The 19180-nt window shown below is 65.0% G+C and carries 20 protein-coding genes; 10 read left to right on the top strand and 10 right to left on the bottom strand.

What is annotated here, in order from left to right; genetic code table 11:
- Nucleotides 1-236 precede the first annotated feature (236 nt).
- On the top strand, nucleotides 237-899 hold the full coding sequence (locus tag GGQ88_RS15935; protein WP_183614436.1) for a glutathione S-transferase family protein: 663 nt from the start codon (nucleotides 237-239) through the stop codon (nucleotides 897-899).
- Nucleotides 896-2020, top strand: coding sequence for a succinyl-diaminopimelate desuccinylase (dapE, locus tag GGQ88_RS15940; RefSeq protein ID WP_183614437.1), 1125 nt, complete (start codon nucleotides 896-898; stop codon nucleotides 2018-2020). The genes GGQ88_RS15935 and dapE overlap by 4 nt, the downstream gene beginning before the upstream one ends.
- Nucleotides 2021-2091: 71 nt before the next feature.
- Here the strand turns inward: dapE and GGQ88_RS21675 are convergent, their stop codons facing one another.
- The 3 genes from GGQ88_RS21675 to GGQ88_RS15955 form a co-directional block, all read right to left on the bottom strand.
- Nucleotides 2092-2382 carry a Smr/MutS family protein gene (locus GGQ88_RS21675; RefSeq protein WP_343057239.1) on the bottom strand — a complete coding sequence of 97 codons (291 nt, stop codon included), beginning with the start codon at nucleotides 2380-2382 and terminating at the stop codon, nucleotides 2092-2094.
- 275 nt (nucleotides 2383-2657) lie between these two features.
- Nucleotides 2658-3893 (bottom strand): murein transglycosylase A, encoded by a 1236-nt coding sequence (mltA, locus tag GGQ88_RS15950; protein ID WP_246386105.1) that lies wholly within the window; start codon nucleotides 3891-3893, stop codon nucleotides 2658-2660.
- An 8-nt stretch (nucleotides 3894-3901) separates the two neighbouring features.
- Complete coding sequence (locus GGQ88_RS15955; RefSeq protein WP_183614439.1) at nucleotides 3902-4600, bottom strand: Tim44/TimA family putative adaptor protein; 699 nt, start codon at nucleotides 4598-4600, stop codon at nucleotides 3902-3904.
- Between the two features lie 258 nt (nucleotides 4601-4858).
- Between GGQ88_RS15955 and secB the strand changes: the two genes are divergently transcribed.
- The 4 genes from secB (at nucleotide 4859) to GGQ88_RS15975 (ending at nucleotide 9008) form a co-directional block, all read left to right on the top strand.
- Nucleotides 4859-5386, top strand: coding sequence for a protein-export chaperone SecB (gene secB, locus GGQ88_RS15960; RefSeq protein WP_183614490.1), 528 nt, complete (start codon nucleotides 4859-4861; stop codon nucleotides 5384-5386).
- 132 nt (nucleotides 5387-5518) lie between these two features.
- Nucleotides 5519-7090 carry a murein biosynthesis integral membrane protein MurJ gene (gene murJ / locus GGQ88_RS15965; protein WP_183614440.1) on the top strand — a complete coding sequence of 524 codons (1572 nt, stop codon included), beginning with the start codon at nucleotides 5519-5521 and terminating at the stop codon, nucleotides 7088-7090.
- A gap of 11 nt (nucleotides 7091-7101) precedes the next feature.
- The gene (gene trpS / locus GGQ88_RS15970) at nucleotides 7102-8121 is read left to right on the top strand and encodes a tryptophan--tRNA ligase (protein ID WP_183614441.1); all 1020 of its coding nucleotides are present in this window, start codon (nucleotides 7102-7104) and stop codon (nucleotides 8119-8121) included.
- Nucleotides 8122-8276: 155 nt separating this feature from the next.
- Entirely contained in the window at nucleotides 8277-9008 is a 732-nt protein-coding gene (locus tag GGQ88_RS15975) for a DUF4136 domain-containing protein (RefSeq protein WP_183614442.1), read from the top strand.
- Nucleotides 9009-9144: 136 nt separating this feature from the next.
- Here GGQ88_RS15975 and dut read toward each other — a convergent pair whose 3' ends face one another.
- Together dut and coaBC are read right to left on the bottom strand one after the other, a co-directional pair.
- On the bottom strand, nucleotides 9145-9612 hold the full coding sequence (dut, locus tag GGQ88_RS15980; RefSeq protein WP_183614443.1) for a dUTP diphosphatase: 468 nt from the start codon (nucleotides 9610-9612) through the stop codon (nucleotides 9145-9147).
- Nucleotides 9599-10789, bottom strand: a complete 1191-nt coding sequence (gene coaBC, locus GGQ88_RS15985; protein WP_183614444.1) for a bifunctional phosphopantothenoylcysteine decarboxylase/phosphopantothenate--cysteine ligase CoaBC — start codon at nucleotides 10787-10789, stop codon at nucleotides 9599-9601. Before coaBC ends, dut begins: the two co-directional genes overlap by 14 nt.
- Before the next feature lie 143 nt (nucleotides 10790-10932).
- On the opposite strand from coaBC, the gene GGQ88_RS15990 reads away from it, so the two are divergent.
- Together GGQ88_RS15990 and GGQ88_RS21680 are read left to right on the top strand one after the other, a co-directional pair.
- Nucleotides 10933-11331: a hypothetical protein gene (locus GGQ88_RS15990; protein WP_183614445.1), complete on the top strand. Its 399-nt coding sequence runs from the start codon at nucleotides 10933-10935 to the stop codon at nucleotides 11329-11331.
- On the top strand, nucleotides 11328-11708 hold the full coding sequence (locus GGQ88_RS21680; protein ID WP_183614446.1) for a cupin domain-containing protein: 381 nt from the start codon (nucleotides 11328-11330) through the stop codon (nucleotides 11706-11708). The genes GGQ88_RS15990 and GGQ88_RS21680 overlap by 4 nt, the downstream gene beginning before the upstream one ends.
- Here GGQ88_RS21680 and GGQ88_RS16000 read toward each other — a convergent pair.
- From GGQ88_RS16000 to GGQ88_RS16015, 4 genes are all read right to left on the bottom strand, one after another.
- A complete protein-coding gene (locus tag GGQ88_RS16000) occupies nucleotides 11705-12262 on the bottom strand; it encodes a DUF1993 domain-containing protein (RefSeq protein ID WP_183614447.1) in 558 nt (185 codons plus the stop codon). The genes GGQ88_RS21680 and GGQ88_RS16000 overlap by 4 nt on opposite strands.
- 43 nt (nucleotides 12263-12305) lie before the next feature.
- Nucleotides 12306-13409: an acyltransferase family protein gene (locus tag GGQ88_RS16005; protein ID WP_246386109.1), complete on the bottom strand. Its 1104-nt coding sequence runs from the start codon at nucleotides 13407-13409 to the stop codon at nucleotides 12306-12308.
- A gap of 118 nt (nucleotides 13410-13527) precedes the next feature.
- Nucleotides 13528-15081: a 2-polyprenylphenol 6-hydroxylase gene (gene ubiB / locus GGQ88_RS16010; RefSeq protein WP_183614448.1), complete on the bottom strand. Its 1554-nt coding sequence runs from the start codon at nucleotides 15079-15081 to the stop codon at nucleotides 13528-13530.
- A gap of 136 nt (nucleotides 15082-15217) precedes the next feature.
- Nucleotides 15218-15955, bottom strand: coding sequence for a class I SAM-dependent methyltransferase (locus GGQ88_RS16015; RefSeq protein ID WP_183614449.1), 738 nt, complete (start codon nucleotides 15953-15955; stop codon nucleotides 15218-15220).
- A gap of 60 nt (nucleotides 15956-16015) precedes the next feature.
- Between GGQ88_RS16015 and mutM the strand changes: the two genes are divergently transcribed.
- Nucleotides 16016-16828 carry a bifunctional DNA-formamidopyrimidine glycosylase/DNA-(apurinic or apyrimidinic site) lyase gene (gene mutM / locus GGQ88_RS16020; protein WP_183614450.1) on the top strand — a complete coding sequence of 271 codons (813 nt, stop codon included), beginning with the start codon at nucleotides 16016-16018 and terminating at the stop codon, nucleotides 16826-16828.
- Nucleotides 16829-16833: 5 nt separating this feature from the next.
- Here mutM and GGQ88_RS16025 read toward each other — a convergent pair whose 3' ends face one another.
- Complete coding sequence (locus GGQ88_RS16025; protein WP_183614451.1) at nucleotides 16834-17697, bottom strand: hypothetical protein; 864 nt, start codon at nucleotides 17695-17697, stop codon at nucleotides 16834-16836.
- A gap of 86 nt (nucleotides 17698-17783) precedes the next feature.
- Between GGQ88_RS16025 and GGQ88_RS16030 the strand changes: the two genes are divergently transcribed.
- On the top strand, nucleotides 17784-19103 hold the full coding sequence (locus tag GGQ88_RS16030; RefSeq protein ID WP_183614452.1) for an SLC13 family permease: 1320 nt from the start codon (nucleotides 17784-17786) through the stop codon (nucleotides 19101-19103).
- Nucleotides 19104-19180: the final 77 nt, after the last annotated feature.

Raw genomic sequence — 19180 nt, forward strand, 5'->3', positions numbered from 1 at the left:
GCGGATTGGCCTTGGGTGTTTTTTTTTTTTCTGGTGTTTTGGGCGCGGGGCCGGACCCACCACCCCCCCCCCCGTGGGTCTCGCGGTGCCCCCCCCCCCGGGGGGGGGGGCCCCCCCCCCCCCCCCCCACGAACGGGGGTGGTTTGGCAGGAATGGATCAGAGTTGAGCGTCTGTTCAGTCTCGACAGCGCAAACCTGAACGGCTACCCGCCCAACCGAGCAACGGGGCACGCGGCATGAAGCTGATCATCGGCAACAAGAACTACTCGAGCTGGTCATTGCGGGGTTGGCTGGCGGCCAAGCAATCGGGCCTGCACTTCGAGGAAATCACCGTCCCGCTCTATGGCGAAGACTGGGACGAGGCGCGGCGCGATGACAGTCTTGCGCCATCATCGGGCAAAGTGCCGATCCTGTGGGACGGCGAGGCGGTGGTGTGGGACAGCCTCGCAATCATCGACTATCTGGCCGACAAGGTCGGGCGCGACCGGTTCTGGCCCAAGGACGATGTCGCCCGTGCGATGGCACGCTCGATGGTTGCCGAAATGCACTCGAGCTACCTGCCGCTGCGCCGCAGCCTGCCGATGAACATCCGCAAGCGCGTCGAAGGCGTCGAGATCGCGCCCGAAGTCCGCGCCGATATCGTCCGCATCCTCACGCTCTGGGCCGAAGCGCGTGCGCGGTTCGGCAAGGGCGGGCCGTTTCTGTTCGGCACGTTCTGCGCCGCCGACATCATCTATGCCCCGGTCGTCTCGCGGTTCATGACGTATGGTGTACCGGTTCCGGGCTTTGCCATGACGTACATGGAAGCCATGTGGACCCATGACTGGATGCAGGCGTGGATCGAGGCGGCGGAAGCCGAGGACTGGGTGATCGGGCAGTTCGAGGAGCCTGTCGCGTGAGCCTGGACCCTGTAAGTATCGCTGAACGCCTGATAAATTGCCCGAGCGTGACTCCGGCGACCGGACCAGTGTTCGACTGCCTCGCTGGCATGCTGGAGCCGTTGGGCTTTGAAGTCCATCGCTTCATTGCGGGCGAGGCGCCGGATGGTCCGGTCGAGAATCTGCTGGCGATCCGCACGGGGCCAGAAGGCTCGCGCCACTTCGCCTTTGCTGGGCACCTTGACGTCGTGCCGCCGGGTGAGGGTTGGTCCTCGGGACCGTTCGAGGCCGAGCGGCGCGGTGAACTGCTCTACGGGCGCGGCGCTGTTGACATGAAGGGTTCGATTGCCGCGATGGTCGCCGCTGTGGCCGACATTCCGGCGGACGCGGGAACGATCAGCTTCATCATTACAGGCGACGAGGAAGGGCCGGCGCGATTTGGCACGCTGCCGCTGATCGACCTGATCCGCGAACTGGGTGTCGAGCCCGATCTGTGCCTCGTCGGTGAGCCTACCTCGGTCAACCGCCTGGGCGACATGGTGAAAATCGGGCGGCGCGGGTCGGTCAACATGTGGATCACGTGCAAGGGCGCGCAGGGGCACGTCGCCTATCCGCACCTCGCGGACAATCCGATCCCGCGGTTGATTGCGCTGCTGGCCGAACTTGATGGGCTGAAGCTGGATGATGGGACCGAGTGGTTCCAGCCTTCGAATTTGGAAGTCACCGATCTGGAGGTGGGCAACCGCGCGACGAATGTCATTCCGGCGGAAGCGCAGGCACGGATTTCGATCCGCTTCAACGACTTGCATTCGGGTGCGTCGCTGGTGGCGATGGTCGAGGACATCGCTCGCCGTCACAAGGGCGAAGTGCGCGCGGTGATTTCGGGTGAGAGTTTCATCACGCTACCGGGTTCATTTTCCACGATTATCGCCGACGCCGTGCGGGCCGAGACGGGACTTGATCCTGAGCTGTCGACCTCCGGCGGAACTTCGGACGCGCGGTTCTTGCGGGCGGTCTGTCCGGTGGTCGAATTCGGGCTGTGCAACGCAACGATGCACAAGAAGGACGAGGCTGTGGCGATTGAGGATCTTCGGACACTTCAGCGCATTTACAAACGCATAGCGATCAGCGCGCTGGCCTGACAGTGCCCACCCGCTGTGACTAAACTCGGTCTCGCTCACCCCCCGCTAGCGGGACGGGTTGCGGGTGGGCCTTATCGGGACTTCCTGAGCACGATATAGACTGCGCCGGCGCCGCCGTGGCGGGGCTGAGCCGGGCGGACTGCGGCGATCTGGCTGGCGTGAGCGCTGTGGGCGAGCCAGTCGAGGAGCTTGGCGCGGATCGCGCCGCGTCTTGAGCCGCGCAAATCGTGTCCGTCGCTCGGGCGCTCTTTCCCAGCAATCAACAGGATAACCCGCGATCCCATGGCGAGGGCTTGGGCGATGCCGCCATTGAGCCGACCATGGGCCGCATCAAGGCCGAGGCCGTGGAGGTCGATGGTCACGTCGGGGACGATAGGCCCACGCGAAAGCCTACGATCCCAAGTCGAATCAAGGCCTTGGCTCTGCAAGGGTCGCGGATTGGGAGAAGGGGGAGGGACGGGGAGGACCCGGAGGGGCGGGACGCGGCCCTTGATGGCTTTGGGCGGTGTCAGCGTGGGAAGTGCCGTGACTTCGACGGGCACAACCTTCGCCTTGCGGACGGGGTGCATTGGCACCGTCGTCGCTGCCACTCTTTCCCACAGCGCAGCCTCCTCCACGGACAATCCGCGAGGGGGTTTCATCGCTGTTGAGCGAGACGCGCCAGCGTCCCCTTAGGCAGGAGGATGAGGGCGCGGCCGCGTGCGCTCATGCCGCCAGCGATGCGTCGGGCCTCGGCACCCGCGCCCCAGAAGCTGTCGAAGCGGTTCGCGCCCTGGATCGCGCCGCCGGTATCCTGCGCCACCCACAACCCTGATGCTTCCTTGCGGTCGAGCTGGAGAAACACGGGCGCGCCAAGTGGCACGAAGGCCGGATCGACGGCGACCGTCGAGCGTCCGGTGACGGGCACGTTTAGCGCACCGACCGGGCCCGCGCCGGTAAGCTCGCGGAAGAAGACGAAGCTGCGGTTCTGGCGCATCAGGGCGCGGCCTTCCTCGGGGTGTTCGCGCAAGTACTGCTGGATGCCCTGCATCGAGCCCGAGTACTGGCCGGGCGCGCTGCCGATCAGGCCGCGTTCGCGCATCAGCGAGCCGATGCCCGTGTAGGCGTAACCGTTCTGCCCGGCATAGCCGATGCGGATCACGCTGCCGTCGGGTCCGCGCAGGCGGCCCGAGCCCTGGATCTGGAGGAAGAAGAATTCGACCGGGTCTGCGGCCCAGCCGATTTCGAGGCCCTTGCCTGCGAGTTCGCCATCCTCGATCTGGCCGCGATCGTAGTACATCGTGAAGACGCCCGCATCGTCGTAGCGCCCGAGCGGCATCCGCCCATCGGCGAGTGGTTGCGCGTCGCCGGGGCGGGCGCGGACGAGGTCCGGCGGGAGGCGGTAGATGGGTACCTCGTAGCCGGGTTGGCGGTTGCGCGTGCCCGCAATCTCGGGCTCGAAGTAGCCGGTGACGAAGGCGTTGCCATCACCCACCTCGGCGGTTTCGAAGTAGGTGGCAAAGAAGTTCGCGGCATCGCTGGCGGGCCAGCCGGAGGCAGCGGCGCAGGCAGGTGCCCAGTCAGCGGGGCGGGTGAGGCCGGAGTTGTCGGCGCGCTTGGTCAGCCTGCCGCACGATTGGGTGAAAGTTGTCAGAGCCACTGAGGCGTTGTCGGGCCTGAAGCCCAGGCCTGCGGTGATGGGGCCACGCGAGACGCCGGTAAGGGCGGCCGTCGCGGGTCCAACCGGCTGGCCTGGGATGATCGGCGGCGCAACCGGGCCGGGGCGTGAGCCTTGCGGGATGATCGAGCCGCACCCTGCCAGCATCGCCAGCGACATGAGCGCGGCAACCATGCCGCCCATGCGCCGGGTCCAGATCACACCTGCCCCCGGCATGGCTTCGATCAGGCTTCGTCGGTCTCGTCGAGCAGCCAATCAGGATCGCGCGCGGTGAGGTCGCGGCTGAACGTCCACAGGTCCCGCGCATCGACAGCGTCATCGAGCGAACCTGCGATGACATGGCCATCCGAGTCGCGGGTGATCGAGGCGATGTCGGCAATGAAGCGCACGGTGATGCGCGCCATCTGACCATCGAGCGAGGCAGCCACGATGCGCGCTTCCTCAATGCGGACGAGGCGGGCATCGACCGACTCGCCAGCCGCAGTGCGGGCGTCGATGGCAGAGGCAAAGCCCTGATAGACGTCATCATCGCACAACTGCTTGAGCTCGTCCTTGTCACCACGCCAGAACGCTTCGAGGATCATGCCATATGCAGCCTTGGACCCGGCAAGGAACTGGGCCAGATCAAAACGGCGATCAGCCGCGATGATTGCGCGCACGCCGATTTCGGCAGCATTTTCGAAGGTATTGGGCTCGGGCGTGACCAGCTCACGAGGGCGAGCTGCGGCGTTGCCGCTCTCGGCCCCGCGTTGGGCGATCTGGCGCGGCTGAGCCGGCTGGTGCGGGTTGGCCGAAGGATCGGGCTGCTCGATCCGGCGACGCATCGGTTCCTCATCCCGCTCGGGCCGACGGCCGAGCACGGAATAGAGGCGCAGGCCGAGAAAGGCCGCAATCATCGCCAGGATCACAATTTGAACAATCACGCGCAGGTATCCCAATCTGGCCCCCGTTGGCAAAATCCCTTTGCCACAGGCGCTATGCGTCAATTCAACGTGCCTCAAATAGGTACGAAATACAAATGAACAACGCGTGGATGCCTCATTGGGTAGCCCATGCGTGCGCAATTTTCGCTGATCCGTGACCAATCGGTCGCAGTGGGGCACATCAACAGTGCATTGCCGCACGAATGCCTTGGTGCTAGGCGCGCGGCCAAGGAAAACCACTGGGAAAGTAGTCCTCACATGGCCGACGAAGGCAACATCATCTCGAATCTCAATCTGGACCACACCGAGGGCCCGCTGCAGAACGGCGAGGATACTTCGCCTGCTATCGGCCTGATTTCGCAGTATGTGAAGGATCTGTCGGTCGAGAACCCGAACGCGCCGGAAAGCTATCAGTGGACCGAAGCGCCCGAGATGGCGGTCGATTTCAACATTTCGGCACGCGCGATCCAGCCCGAGATCCACGAGATCGAGCTGAAGATCAACGTGACCTCGAAGGGTTCGCAAGGGACCGCATTCATCGTCGAACTGGCCTATTGCGGTCTGATCGGCATGCGCAACGTGCCCGAGGATCAGGCGCATCCGTTCCTGTTCGCCGAAGGTCCGCGCATCCTGTTCCCGTTCGCCCGCCGGATCATCGCCGACGCGGTGCGTGATGCAGGCTACCCGCCGATGATGCTTGAGCCGATCGACTTCAATGGCTTGTACCTGTCGCAATTGGCGCAGGCTCAGGCGACCGCCGAGGCAACTCCGGCCGGTCAGGCCTGAGTCCGATCTGCGCCCGATCAAGAACACGCTCATGCTGAGCTTGTTGGAGCAGGTGCGCCCGGCTTTTGGGGCGTGCGGCATCCTTCGACAGGCTCAGGATGAGCGGGTGCTTTTGGTTGGGGGCCGTCTGAAATGAACCTGCTCAAGGCCACTGGCACGGTGGGTGGGCTGACCTTGCTCAGCCGTGTACTCGGGCTGGTGCGCGACAGCCTGTTCGCGCGCTATGTCGGTGCGGGGTTTGCCTCGGACGCGTTTCTGGTCGCGTTTCGGCTGCCCAACATGTTTCGCGCGTTGTTTGCCGAAGGCGCGTTTTCCTCCGCATTCATTCCGATGTTCAACCGCAAGGTCGGCGATCCCGAGGGACGCGGGCTTCGCGACGGACTCGATTTTGCCGAAGCGGCGCTGGCGGTGCTGCTGCCGGTGCTGATCGTCATGACGGTGCTGCTCGAAGTGTTCGCCTGGCCGGTGACGCTGGTGCTTTCGGGCCGGTTCAACGGCGTCAGCCCTGAACAGTTCGCCTATGCGGTCGAGCTGTCGCGGCTGACCATACCGTACCTCATGCTGATCAGTGTGGTGTCGCTGTTCGGCGGCATCCTCAATTCCATGCACAAGTTCTGGGTCAATGCGGCGGCCCCGATCCTGTTAAACCTGACGCTGATCGTGGCGCTGCTGGGCTTCCATTCGGACGATCCGATGGTGACCGCGCGCAATCAGGCGATCGGCGTTTCGGTCTCGGGCGCGTTACAGCTGGCGTGGCTGGCGTGGGCCTGCCGTCGCAATGGCGTCCGTCTGAAACTGCGCCGCCCGCGCCTCTCGCCCGAGGTGAAGCGGTTGCTGAAGCTGATCTGGCCGGCTGCTGCAGGCGCAGGCGCGGTGCAGATCAACCTTGTAGTGTCGACAGCGCTTGCCGCGTCGCTGCTGGCGCATGGAAGCGTGACCTACATCTACATGGCCGACCGGTTGAACCAGTTGCCGCTGGGGCTGATCGGGATCGGGCTTGGCACCGTGTTGTTGCCGACAATCTCGCGCCAGTTGGGCGCGGGCGAAGACGCAGCGGCAATGGAGACGCAGAACCGGGGCATGGAACTGGCGCTGCTGCTGACCCTGCCCGCCACGATGGCGCTGGTGCTGTGCGGTGAACCGATTGCCGCCGCGCTGTTCGGCTATGGCAAGTTCGATGCGCTGGACACGCATTACACCGCGCAGGCACTGGCCGCGTTCTCGATCGGATTGCCGAGCTACATTCTGGTCAAGGTGCTGACGCCGGGCTTCTACGCGCGCCAGGATACCAAGACGCCGGTGCGCTATGCGATGATTTCGATGGCGGTGAACCTTGTCGGCAACCTGATCCTGATCCTGCCGCTGCAACACATGGGCCCGCCGCTGGCGACCGCGATCGCATCGACGGTCAACGTGTGGATGCTGTACCGGACGCTGGTCAAGCGCGGCCATTTCGTGGTCGATGCGCGGCTTAAGCGGCGCGCGTGGCGGCTGGCTCTGGCTGCGCTGGCGATGGGTGGCGTGCTGTGGGCCGGGCAGGGGCTGGTGATGCCCTATGTCCACGGCACGTGGACCGTGCGCATTGCGGCGATGGCCGGGCTGGTCACCGCTGGGGTGGTGGTCTATGGGCTCGCCACCGTGCTTTCGGGGGCATTCTCGAAGCAGGATCTCAAACTTCTCCTGCGGCGCCGCCGCACCAATTGAAGGCCATTTCGATGCGTATCGTTTCGGGTATCCAGCCCACGGGCAATCTCCACCTCGGCAATTACCTGGGTGCGATCCGGAACTGGGTGCGCATGCAGGACGAGTGGACCGCGCAGGGCCACGATTGCCTGTTCTTTCTGGCCGATCTTCACGCGATCTCGATGCCGCATGATCCGGCGGGACTGCGCGCGAACACGCGTGAGATGGTGGCGGCGCTGGTTTCGTGCGGGATCGATCCGGACAAGTCGATCCTGTTCAATCAGGCGCAAGTGCCCGCTCATGCCGAGATGCAGTGGCTGCTGAACGGTACGGCCCGCATGGGCTGGCTGAACCGCATGACGCAATGGAAGGACAAGGCGGGCAAGAACCGCGAAGGCGCTTCTGTCGCGCTGTTTACCTACCCGGTGCTGCAGGCCGCCGATGTGCTGCTCTATCAGGCAACGCACGTTCCGGTGGGCGAGGATCAGAAGCAGCATCTGGAACTGGCGCGCGACGTGGCGCAGAAGTTCAACAACGATTTCGGTTCGGAGGACGCGCCGGTGTTCACGCTGCCCGATCCGATCATCCCGCCCGAGGCCGCACGGATCATGTCGCTGCGCGATGGCAGCGCCAAGATGAGCAAGTCCGATCCGTCGGACATGAGCCGCATCAACCTGACCGACGATGCCGATGCGATCATGCAGAAGGTGAAGAAGGCCAAGACCGATCCCGAACCGCTGCCCGCAACGATCGAGGGGCTGGAGGGGCGTGCGGAGGCGCGCAATCTGGTCGGGATCTTTGCCGCGATGGCGGGCGTGACGCCTGCTGAGGTGCTCGTGCAGTTCGAGGGCAAGGGTTTCGGCGCGTTCAAGCCGGCGCTGGGCGAGCTGCTGGTCGAGACGTTGAGCCCGATGGCAACGCGCTATCGCGAGTTGCGCGAAGACATCGAGGCACTGGATGCGATCCTGTGCAAGGGCGCGTTGAAGGCGCGCGACCTTGCTGCACCGACCCTGGCGCGGACTTACGAAGCACTTGGGTTGGTAAGGGGCTGATTTTACTTTAAATTGTTGCGCATTGTGAATGCCCTGCAACATATGATGCAGGTGCCATTCAACGTGCATTCAGCACGTCGCGTCTAAACCGGCACCATGCTATGCAGCCCATGCGTCCTTAGCGGGAGCGGCGGATGCACACAGGAGTCGCAACGATGAAAAGTTCAATGCAGAGCAAGCGCCGCCGTCTTGTCGGCATGGTTGCTGTTCCGCTCATGCTGGCCGCCCTGGCCGGCTGCGCTACCCCGTTCAAAGCCGATGTTCAGCGGTTCCAGACGCAGCTCCCCGCGCCGCAGGGCCAGACCTTTGCGGTCGTCGCCGATGATCCGCGCGATGCGGGCGGACTTGAGTTCTCGCAGTACGCCTCGCTGGTTGCCGCTCGGATGCAGCAACTGGGCTACGTGCAGGGCAATCCCGAGAGCGCCGACCTGCTGGTGCGCTTCGATTACGGCGTCGATCAGGGACGCGACCGCATCCGCCAGACCGGTTTTAACGACCCGTTCTGGGGTCCGTGGGGCGGTGGCTACTACGGCCGTGGCTTCGGTGGCGGCTGGGGCCGTGGAGGCTTCGGCCGGGGCGGTTTTGGTCGCGGCTGGGGCTACGGCTGGTACGATCCGTTCTTCTTCGGCGGTGGCGGCTGGGGTAACCAGGTCGACGTGGTGACCGTCTACACCAGCGGCATCGACCTCAAGATCGACCGTCGCGCCGATGGCGCGCGTCTGTTCGAGGGCAAGGCCGAGGCGGCTTCGCAGTCGAACCGCCTGTCGTACACGGTGCCGAACCTGGTGGAAGCGATGTTTACCGACTTCCCGGGACATAACGGCGAGACGCTGCGCATCTCGATCGCGCCGGAAAAGAAGACCACGACGGTGAAGCGGATCAACTGAACTTCCTAGACGGGAAAACGAAAAGGCCTCGCAGCGATGCGGGGCCTTTTTCTTTTGCCCCCCCGTTCGTGTCGAGCGAAGTCGAGACACTTGCGCGCGGTGTTTCGACTTCGCTCGACACGAACGGAATCAGGGTTCAGCCGGGCAGCGCGGCCAGGCCGCCGGTCGAGCCGAAGCCGCCCTCGCCGCGCGCGGTTTCGTCGAGTTCGCCGACTTCCAGCCATGTGCCGCGGGTGACCGGGGCGACGACGAGTTGGGCAACGCGGTCGCCACGGCGGATCGCGAAGGTTTCAGGCCCGTGGTTGATCAGCAAGACCTTCAATTCGCCGCGATAGTCGCTGTCGATCGTGCCGGGGGTATTGGGCACCGTCACGCCGTACTTGAACGCCAGCCCCGAGCGGGGGCGGACCTGAATTTCGTAGCCATGCGGGATCGCGACCGAAAGGCCGGTTGCGACTGCGTGGCGCATTCCGGGCGCAAGCATGACGTCCTCGGCCGCGACGACGTCCATCCCCGCAGCGCCTTCGGTGGCGTAAGCTGGGAGGGGCAGGTCCTCGCCGTGGGGCAGGCGCTTGACGAGGATCGGAACTTCAGGCGATTGCATCACTTATCCTTTTCACCAGCGCGGTGGCGGCGGCGTCCTTGGTCATTTCGGGCAGGCTTTCGACGCCTGAGGCACTGACGATGTGCAGGGCGTTGACCTCGCCCCCCATCAGGTGCGTGGCGACATCGTTGGCGACGATCCAGTCGGCGCCCTTGCGCGCAAGCTTGGCGGTTGCGTGGGCCAGGACGTCGTTGGTTTCGGCGGCGAAACCGATGACGAGCGGCGGGCGGCGGTCCGATTTGGCGAGCGTGGCGAGAATGTCCGGGTTCTCGACCAGATGGAGCGGCGGGATTTTGCCCGAGCCGTCTTTCTTGATCTTCTGTTGCGCCTCGTCCGCGCTGCGCCAGTCGGCGACGGCAGCGACCATGATCGCGACGTCTGCGGGGAGCGCTGCATCGACTGCGGCGTCCATCTGGCGTGCGGTCTCGACATCGACGCGCGTAACGCCGGGGGGCGTGGGCAGGGTCACCGGGCCTGCGATCAGGGTGACCGTTGCGCCTGCGCGCGCGGCGGCGGCGGCGATGGCGAAGCCTTGTTTGCCGCTGGAGCGGTTGGCGATGTAGCGGACCGGGTCGATCGGTTCGTGTGTCGGGCCTGCGGTGATCAGGATGTGTTTACCGGTCAGCGGGCCTTGTACCGGTTCAAGGTGGCTGGCGATTGCCGCCATCACTGCTTCGGGTTCGGGCAGGCGGCCGGGACCGTACTCACCACAGGCCATCACCCCTTCATCGGGATCGAGCACGGTAACGCCCGAGCCGCGCAAGGTGGCGACGTTGCGCACCGTGGCGGCGTGTTGCCACATGCGTACGTTCATGGCAGGCACGGCGAGCACGGGCTTGTCGGTGGCGAGCAGCAGTGTCGTCGCCAGATCGTCGGCGATGCCGGCGGCCATGCGGGCCATCAGGTCGGCGGTGGCGGGGCAGACGACGACCAGATCGGCTGCCCGCGAGAGCTGGATGTGGCCCATCTCGACCTCGTTCTTGAGGTCCCACAGCGTGGTGTGGACGGGGTTTTCGCTGAGCGCCGCGAGCGTCATCGCGGTGACGAAGTGCGATCCGCCGTCGGTGAGGACGCAAGTGACGTCACCGCCCTGCTTGCGGATCAGGCGCACGAGTTCGCAAGACTTGTAGGCCGCGATTCCGCCGCCGACGATGAGAAGGATACGTTTGCCGATCATCGCGGGCGCTTGTGCAATGGCGCGCGGGCGTGCGCAATCCTTTTGCGCAAGGGGCGGGGTTGGGGCAGGATGTCTTGACGAAGAAGGGCCCCACCCCCGCCCCCTCCCGCCAGCGGGAAGGGGGGAAGAAAGAGGATTTACCGATGAGACTTGTCCTGACCGCGCTGGTGTTTCTGTTCGGGTTGTTCGACCTGTTTCTCGCGATCGGGTTCCTGACGGGGCCTGAGCAGGCCGGGACGACGCTGGGTGTGCTGGCGAGCGGGGCGGCAGGAATTTCGACGATCCGTGCGGACTTCACAGCGTTCTTCGGCGTGGCGGCGGTGTGCATGATGTGGGGCGCTTGGCGGCGCAACGCGGACCTGCTGCTGGTGCCTGCCCTGCTGTTCGGCATGTCGTTCGTGGGCCGGGCGACCGATCTGGTTGTGGCCGGGCCGTATCCGGGCTGGCCTTTTCCGATGGCTGTCGAGGCCGCGCAGGTGGTGCTGATGCTGGCGGCCTGGCGCTTGCTGCCGCATCACCGGTTGGGCGAGATTGCGGCGTGACGGCGCGCGCCTACAGGCTGGGTGAGTATTTCGCGCAGCTTGCGGGCGCGGATGGATGTTTGCCGGTCGCGGTGGACGCGGCTTTCTGGGAAACCGGGGTGCACGCCCTGCCGCCGGGACGGCTGGTCAGCATGTTCGAGAGCGCGAGCGACTGGCAGGTGTGGGAGATGCACCCCCAGGGCGAGGAGATGATCATCCAGATCGAAGGCGAACTGGTGCTGATCCTCGAGCAGGACGACGGCGAAGTGCGCGTCCCGTTGCGCGCAGGCGAGTTCGCGTTCGTGCCCAAAGGCGTTTGGCACACTGCCGATGCGCCGAGTGCAGGACGTGCGATCTACATCACCCCGGGCGAGGGGACACAGAACCGCGAACGTTAGGCCGTAGGCATCGTCCCGGGGCGGATGTACTGGAACATGTGTGCGACATAGTCCACCTTGCCGAGCGGGACGCCCTGTTGGCGCAGGATGGCGTATGCGGCCATCAGGTGAAAGTAGAACTGACCGAGCGCCCAGTCGCGCGCAAACTGGTCGACGGTCAGGTCGAACACCATGCCGTTGGGGATGTCGTGGGCAATGGCCCCGTCGGCTGGCGTGTCGACCGGAGATAGCGCGGTGATCAGCGCCAGGGTCTGATCGATGCGCACCTTGGCATCGGCGAGTGAGCCGGGGTTGTCCTGCGCGCCGCGTCCTTCTGCCAGCAGCTCATCGCGCATGGGCGGAAACGGCTCTCCGCGCAGGCGGCTCAGGCCCTCGAGAGCCTGCGCACACGTAAAGCGGATCTGGGTGGATAGCGGAAACATGTCGGGCGCAAGGCGTGCAGACATCAGCGCGTCGGTTTGCGCAGGCGCATGCTGTTCGGCCTTGGCGAGCCAGTTCGCCAGCGCGGCGAGCATCTGCAGGTAAGTGGGCGCGAGAAGGTCAGTCGGGGTCATGGCGCTTCCTTCAGGCTTTGCATCAATGGGTTAGCCCATTACGTCAGGTGCGCCGCTCTTTCCACCTGTTCCACAAGACGAAGACCGCGCGCTGGGCTGGCCGTTCGAATTTGGCGTGGCTGACAAAGCCTGCGATAATCGCGAGCGTTACGTAAAACACCATGAACCACGGCGTCCGGGCGATGTTGCGAGTGCCGCCGGTCGAATCGATCAGCAGGACGAGCAAAAGCTGCAGCGGGATGTGCCACAGGTAGATGCCGTAGGAGGCATCGCCCAGTTTCTGGCCGAATTTGAGGCAGCCCTTGGCGTCGGACTGGTCGAGCGCGAGCGTGAGGAACAGTGCGGCGAAAGTGCCCGCGATGGTGGCGGCATCGCCTTCGGGAAAGCGCGCCTTGAGCGCGAAGGCGATGGCGACGAGCGCCGCCCCCAGCGGCAAAAGGCTCGCCGGGCGCAGCCAGCCCTTGAGCGCGGCGCCGTATGCTGCGGCGCCGAGGAAGAAGTAGCCGACGCAGGACAGCACGTCCTTGTTCGGGCCGCCTTCCAGCATGATCCACAACAGGCCCGCTCCCAGTGCGAACGCAAGCACAAGCGGCGCGCGGCGTAGCGCCGGCAGGGCGAGCCAGAACACGAAGTAGGCGAGGATTTCGGTCGAAAGCGACCAAGACGGGCCGTTGAACGACTGGTTCTCCTGCCAGCCCCAATAATGCATCAGCGGGATCGACAGCAGGAAGTGTTTGAGGTCGTTGGTGTGGTAGATGAACTCGGTGCCGCTGCGGGCGAAGTACCACCCTTGCAGCAGCGCCATCAGGCCGAGCGTCAGCAGGTGCAGCGGCCACAGCCGCGCAACCCGCGCCAGCCAGAAGCGCCCCTTGGCATTGGGGTCGGCCAGGTAGACATGGGCGAAGACGAAGCCCGAGACTGCCCAGAAATACTGCACCGCGACGTGGCCGTGATTGTAGAACCAGCGCAGCGTTCCGTACCACGGCTGGATCGCGCGGTTGACGTCGACGTGGTAGGGCACCGGGGGAACGAAGAAGTGCTGGTAATGCCAGAACAGCACCATGATCGCCGCCAGCAGGCGCGACAGGTCGAGCGCGTGGAAATGGCGCTTGGGCAGGCGCAATTGCGAGATGTCGAGGGTGGGCAAGGGTGTTTGCTTACCTACAGATCTGTAACCGCACCCAACCCCGTTCGCTTCGAGCGAAATCGAGAAGTCGCGCGCAGTGTCTCGACTACGCTCGACACGAACGGGGTTAGGTAAAAGTTCAGCCCCACAGGCCGAGCGCGTGGGCGGCCGCGACAAGTGCGCCGCCTGCCAGGAACGGCAGGATCTGCGCGGGCCAGTTGCGGCGGCGGCGGTTTGGGCCGACGATCAGGTCGATTTCGGGCAGCGGTGGAGCTTCGGGTGCGCCGCCTTTGGGAGGATACTTGTCCTCGATGCGGCGGATCAGGCCGGGCAGGCGCAGGAGTGTGTCGATGTCCTCGCGCACGCGGTCGGCGATGGCGGCTTCGGGGCCGAGTTCGTCGCGGATCCAGCTGCGCACGAAGGGGGCGGAGACGTCCCACATGTTGATCTGCGGATCGAGTTGCGTCGCGATGCCCTCAACCATGACCATCGTCTTTTGCAGCAGCAGCAGGTGCGGCTGGGTCTGCATGTCGAAATCGCGGGTGATCGCGAACAGCCCGTCGAGCATCTGGCCGACCGAGAGTTCCGAAACCGGACGCCCGCGCATAGGTTCGCCCACCGCGCGCAGGGCCGTCGCGAATTCGTCGACCGAGTGATAGCTGGGGACGTATTGTGCTTCGAAATGGATTTCGGCAACGCGGCGGTAATTGCCCGTGGTCAGCCCATAGAGAATCTCGGCAAGCCACTGGCGGGCGCGCCGGTCGATCCGACCCATGATACCGAAGTCGATCGCGGTGATCGTGCCGTCGGCTTCGACGAACAGGTTGCCCTGATGCATGTCGGCATGGAAATAGCCGCCGCTGATCGCCTGCGTCAGGAACGCGATGACGAGGCGCTTGGCCAAGTCCTTGCGGTCGTGCCCGGCGGCATCAAGCGCGGCCGTCTCGCTGATCTTGATCCCGTCGATCCAGTCGAGCGTGAGCACGCGGCCGTTGGTCCGGTCCCAGTCGATGGCGGGTACGCGATAGCCTGCATGGGCGCGCATCTTGTCGGCCAGTTCCGACGCTGACGCCGCTTCGCGCCGCAGATCAAGTTCGCGCACGGTCCAGCGCTTGAAGTTGGCGATGACGAGGCGCGGGCGCAGGCGGCTGGCTTCGCCGCCCAAGGCTTCGAGGTGGGCGGCGGCCCATTCGTAGGTGTCGATGTCGCGCGCCAGCTTTTCGCGGACGCCGGGGCGCAGGACCTTGACCGCGACGTCGCGGCCTTCGATCGTCTTGGCGCGGTGGACCTGTGCGATCGAGGCGGCACCGATCGGGACCGGGTCGAAGCTGGCGTAGAGCGCTTCGAGCGGCTTTTCGAAGGTACGCTCGATCTCTGCACGGATTAGCGCGAAGTCGACAGGCGGTAGATTGTCCTGCAACGCCAGCAGGTTGTGCGCCGCTTCCTCTCCGACGAGATCGGGGCGGGTGGCGAGCGTCTGGCCGAGCTTGATGGCGGCGGGGCCGACCGCGCGGAAGGCTCCGGCGTAGTCTGGCGTCTTGGGTTGCCGCGTGCCGAACCTTGCGACCTTACACAAGGTGCGCACGGGCGCGGGCGTGTTGGGATCGGACTCGATCCCCCGCAGCGCGCCGTGGCGGGCAAGCGTGCGGCCCCAGCCGAGCAGGCGGCGCAGGTGTGTGGCGGGGTGAGTCATTGCGCGGGCTTAAGCCCTCTCCTTTTCAGAGGAGGGGGTTTGGGGGTGGTGCGGACTGGGCGGGGTGCGTTGGGCTGCACCACCCCCCGGCCCCCTCGTCCGAAGAGGAGGGGGGGAAGTAGGGACGCAGTATGCATCACACCTTCCAGCCCGAATGGATCGCGACGAGGCCGCCGAGAATCGGTTCGACCTTGGTGTGGCGGAAACCAGCATCGCGGATCATGCCTTCGAACTGCGGCATCCCGGGGAAGCGGCGGATCGATTCGATCAGGTAGCGGTAGGATTCAGCGTCACCCGCGATCATCTGGCCGAGCTTGGGGACCAGCTTGTGCGAATAGGCGTCGTAGACCTCCGAGAAGCCCGGCCATTGCGTGGTCGAAAATTCGAGGCAGAAGAAGCGGCCGCCGAACTTCAGGACGCGGTGCGCTTCGGCCAGCGCCTTGTCGATGTGGGTCACGTTGCGGATGCCGAACGCGATTGTGTAGGCATCGAAGAAACGGTCGCCGAAGGTCAGTTCCTCGGCATTCTGGCGCGACCAGACGAGGCCATCCAGTCGCTGCTTCATCGCGCGTTCGATGCCGACGTCGAGCATGTCCTGGTTGATGTCCGACACGGTGATCTGCGCGCCCGAAGGCTCCATGCGGAAGGCGATGTCGCCCGTGCCGCCCGCCATGTCGAGGATCGTCTCGCCCTGCTGTGGGCGGACGCGGCGGACGAACTTGCCCTTCCACAGCCGGTGCATGCCGACCGACATGGCGTCGTTCATCACGTCGTAATTGGCGGCGACGTTGGAAAAGATCGCGCCCACGCGGGCTTCCTTTTCCTGCGCGGGGATGTCGTCGTAGCCGAACGATGCGGTTTCGGAGGTCGTCATGCCTTGCGCCTTTAGTGGGGAATTGCCCGAACGGCAAAGGGTGTTAGGGGTGATCGGGATATGCCCGAATTACCAGAAGTAGAAACCACCGTTCGCGGTCTGGCAACGGTCCTTGATGGGCAGGTCATCGCGCGCATCGCGGTGCATCGCGCGGGGTTGCGGCGGGCGTTTCCCGTGGATCTCGCACAGGCACTGACCGGGGCGCGTGTGACGGGGCTGTCACGGCGGGCGAAGTACGGGCTGATCCATACCGATCGCGAACGGACGCTGGTGTTTCACCTCGGCATGTCGGGGCGCTGGCGAATCGATCCCGAAGATATCGGCAAGCACGACCATCTGGTGCTCGAAACCGGCGCGGGCCGCGTGCTGTCGCTGAACGACGCGCGGCGATTCGGGTCGGTGGATCTGGTCGATGAGGCGACGCTGGACGCGTGGCCGCAATTCGCCGCGCTGGGGCCTGAGCCTCTGGGCGAGGACCTGACGCCGCAGCATCTGGCCGGCGCGTTCAAGGGGCGGATCGCGGCGGTAAAGCTCATGCTGCTCGACCAGCGGATCGTGGCGGGGCTGGGCAACATCTACGTATGCGAGGCGCTGTTCCGCGCAGGGATTCATCCGGCGCGCGAGGCGGGAAAGGTCCCGCTCAAGGCGCTGAAGCTGCTGGTGCCTGCGATCCGCGACGTGCTTGAGGAATCGATCGCGGCGGGCGGATCGACCCTGCGCGACTATGCGCGGCCGAGCGGGGAGCTGGGCTATTTCGCCAAGGACTTTCAGGTCTACGGGCGCGAGGGTGAGCCTTGCGTATGTGGCGGGACCGTCGAGCGGATCGTGCAGGGCGGGCGTTCGACGTTTTTCTGCGCCAGATGCCAGAAGTAGACCGGTTAGTATTTCCACTCGGTCAGGATCTTGCCTGACTGTACGTCCTCGATGCCGACGCCGGTGAATTCGACTGCGACGACGCAAAGCGGAGGCGCTGAGGGATTGCTTGTGTGGCAGTGAACCGGGTGGCCGTCCGCAAACCCACTGATCCGGCCGGTGAGCCTCAGCCGCATCGCGCCGCCCAGCGCAGGGTCTGCCGGGTCCGGTTTTCCTACATAAGTGTACGGGCGGTTCCCGCGTTGCGAGGTTCGCGGCGCGTCGGGCTTAAAGAACTGTGCGATTGCGAGGGTCTGCGGCGCGGCAGGTTGTGGATTGGGCGCGTTTCCGGTCGATTGAACGGGGGCTGATGGAGCCGATTTGGGGCAGGTTTCCGCCGTCGTCCATGGCCGCTCGATCCAGAAACCTTCGATGGCATCGAAGGGCTCGCCGGCAGCGGTCGCAGCGATGCGCTGGTTTTGTCCGAAGCGTTCCGGCGTGACGGAGACACGGAGAACCGAGGTCGATGGATCGCGTCTGACCTGACCCCAGGCGCTGCCTGCGTCCGGACCGCATCCGAACGGGAGGTGGAGTTCGAACGTGCGATTGGCGAGCGTGAGATTCGCTTCGGGCAGCGGTAGCCCGGCGGCCGTGGCATCTGCCGCCGAGGCGACTGCGGCAACAATTTCGGTCCGCGTAGCAGGCCCAAGGGTCAAGGTCGGGGCGGGTGCCGGTGGCCGGATGGTCGGAATTGCAGTGGAGGCCTCGTCTGGCTCGTCGCCTGCCGGTGCCTTGACCTCGCAGCCTGAAACAAGCGCGACGCAGGCAAGCCCGGCGAGGGCACGTGGGATGAGGCTGATGCCGCTCAATTTATCGAAAAATCCGGCCATGGCATTGGATTAGCACGTTAGATTAACGCGGGCGAGAGGCTGCCGACATTGTCGGTGGGGCATTCTCTGCTACAGCCGGTGCGGATATGACCCTCGAACAGATCATAACTCTTGTCGTGCTGGTGGGCGTCGTTGCGGCCCTGATCGCCGATAAGTTGCGAGCCGATGTCGTGGCCCTGTCCGGTGCTGCGGTCCTGCTGATGAGCGGCGCGGTCAGGCCCAGCGAAGTGCAGGGGGCCTTCGCCAGCCCGGCCATCATCACGCTGGCATCGCTGTTCGTGATTGCGCATGCGATGGAACTGTCGGGCCTTCTGGACCGGGCCATCGCGCTGGCGGTAACGTTGTGCAAGCGGATCGGCGTGGTCGGACTATGGATAATCATCGGGTTGGCGGGGTTCGGTTCGGCGTTTCTGAACAACACGCCGATTGTCGTGGTCGCAGCCCCCGTCGTGCGCGATGTCGCGCAATCGCTGAAGTTCGACCCCCGACGCTTTCTGATGCCGCTGTCCTACGTGGCGGTACTGGGAGGGACGTGCACGCTTATCGGAACCTCGACCAACCTGCTGGTCGACGACATGGCGCGCTCGTCCGGGCAGGCCGGGTTCGGGATATTCGAGATTACGCCGGTCGGGCTTGCGATGGCTTTGGTGGGCGGCTTGTACCTCGTGCTCTTTACCGGACGCCTGCTGGGGCGTTCGGCGCCGCGACCGGCGCCGCAACGGAGCGATGTTGACCAGCACTCGGTCACGCACGTCGATATTTCGGGAGACAGTCTCGAGGATACCCGTGTGTTTGCCGATACGCATGTCTTCAAACCGGCAATGGCGGCTTTGTCGGTCGCGGTGTTCGTCGCGGTCATTCTGGTCGCGGCGCTGAACCTTGTGCCGATTGCCGCATCGGCCTTTGCCGGTGCGGTGCTGCTGATCCTGATGCGGGTCATCTCGCCCGACGAGGCCTATGGCGGACTGCGTCCCGAAATCCTGTTGTTGATCGCCGGGATGGTCGTGCTCGGCATAGCGATGGAGCAGACCGGCCTTGCGGCGCAGGTGACGGCGTGGATGATCGGTTCGGTCAATGGGGTCGAGCCGCTGACCGCGATGATCCTGCTCTATGGCGTGACGCTGCTTCTGACCGAACTGCTTTCGAATGCCACGGTCGCGGTTCTGCTGACCCCGGTGGCGGTTGCCCTTGCCGAGAGCCTTGGCGTCAGTCCGCGACCGTTCCTCGTCACGATCATGATGGCTGCCAGCGCGGCCTTTGCCACGCCATTCGGCTACCAGACCAATGTGCTGGTCTTTCAGATGGGCGGATATCGCTATCTCGACTTCGTGCGCGTGGGCCTGCCCCTGAACCTGATTACGTGGGCTGTTGCGGTTGTCGCCATTCACCACTGGTTTCCGTTCTGAACGGGTGAGGCCTGCGCGTGACAGGGGGGCGGGTCGAGCCCTGGTGCCAACAAAGGGGTTCTGCGTTTCGTGTCGGG

Origin of the sequence: Novosphingobium hassiacum, assembly GCF_014196055.1 — a bacterium.
Lineage (GTDB): Bacteria > Pseudomonadota > Alphaproteobacteria > Sphingomonadales > Sphingomonadaceae > Novosphingobium > Novosphingobium hassiacum.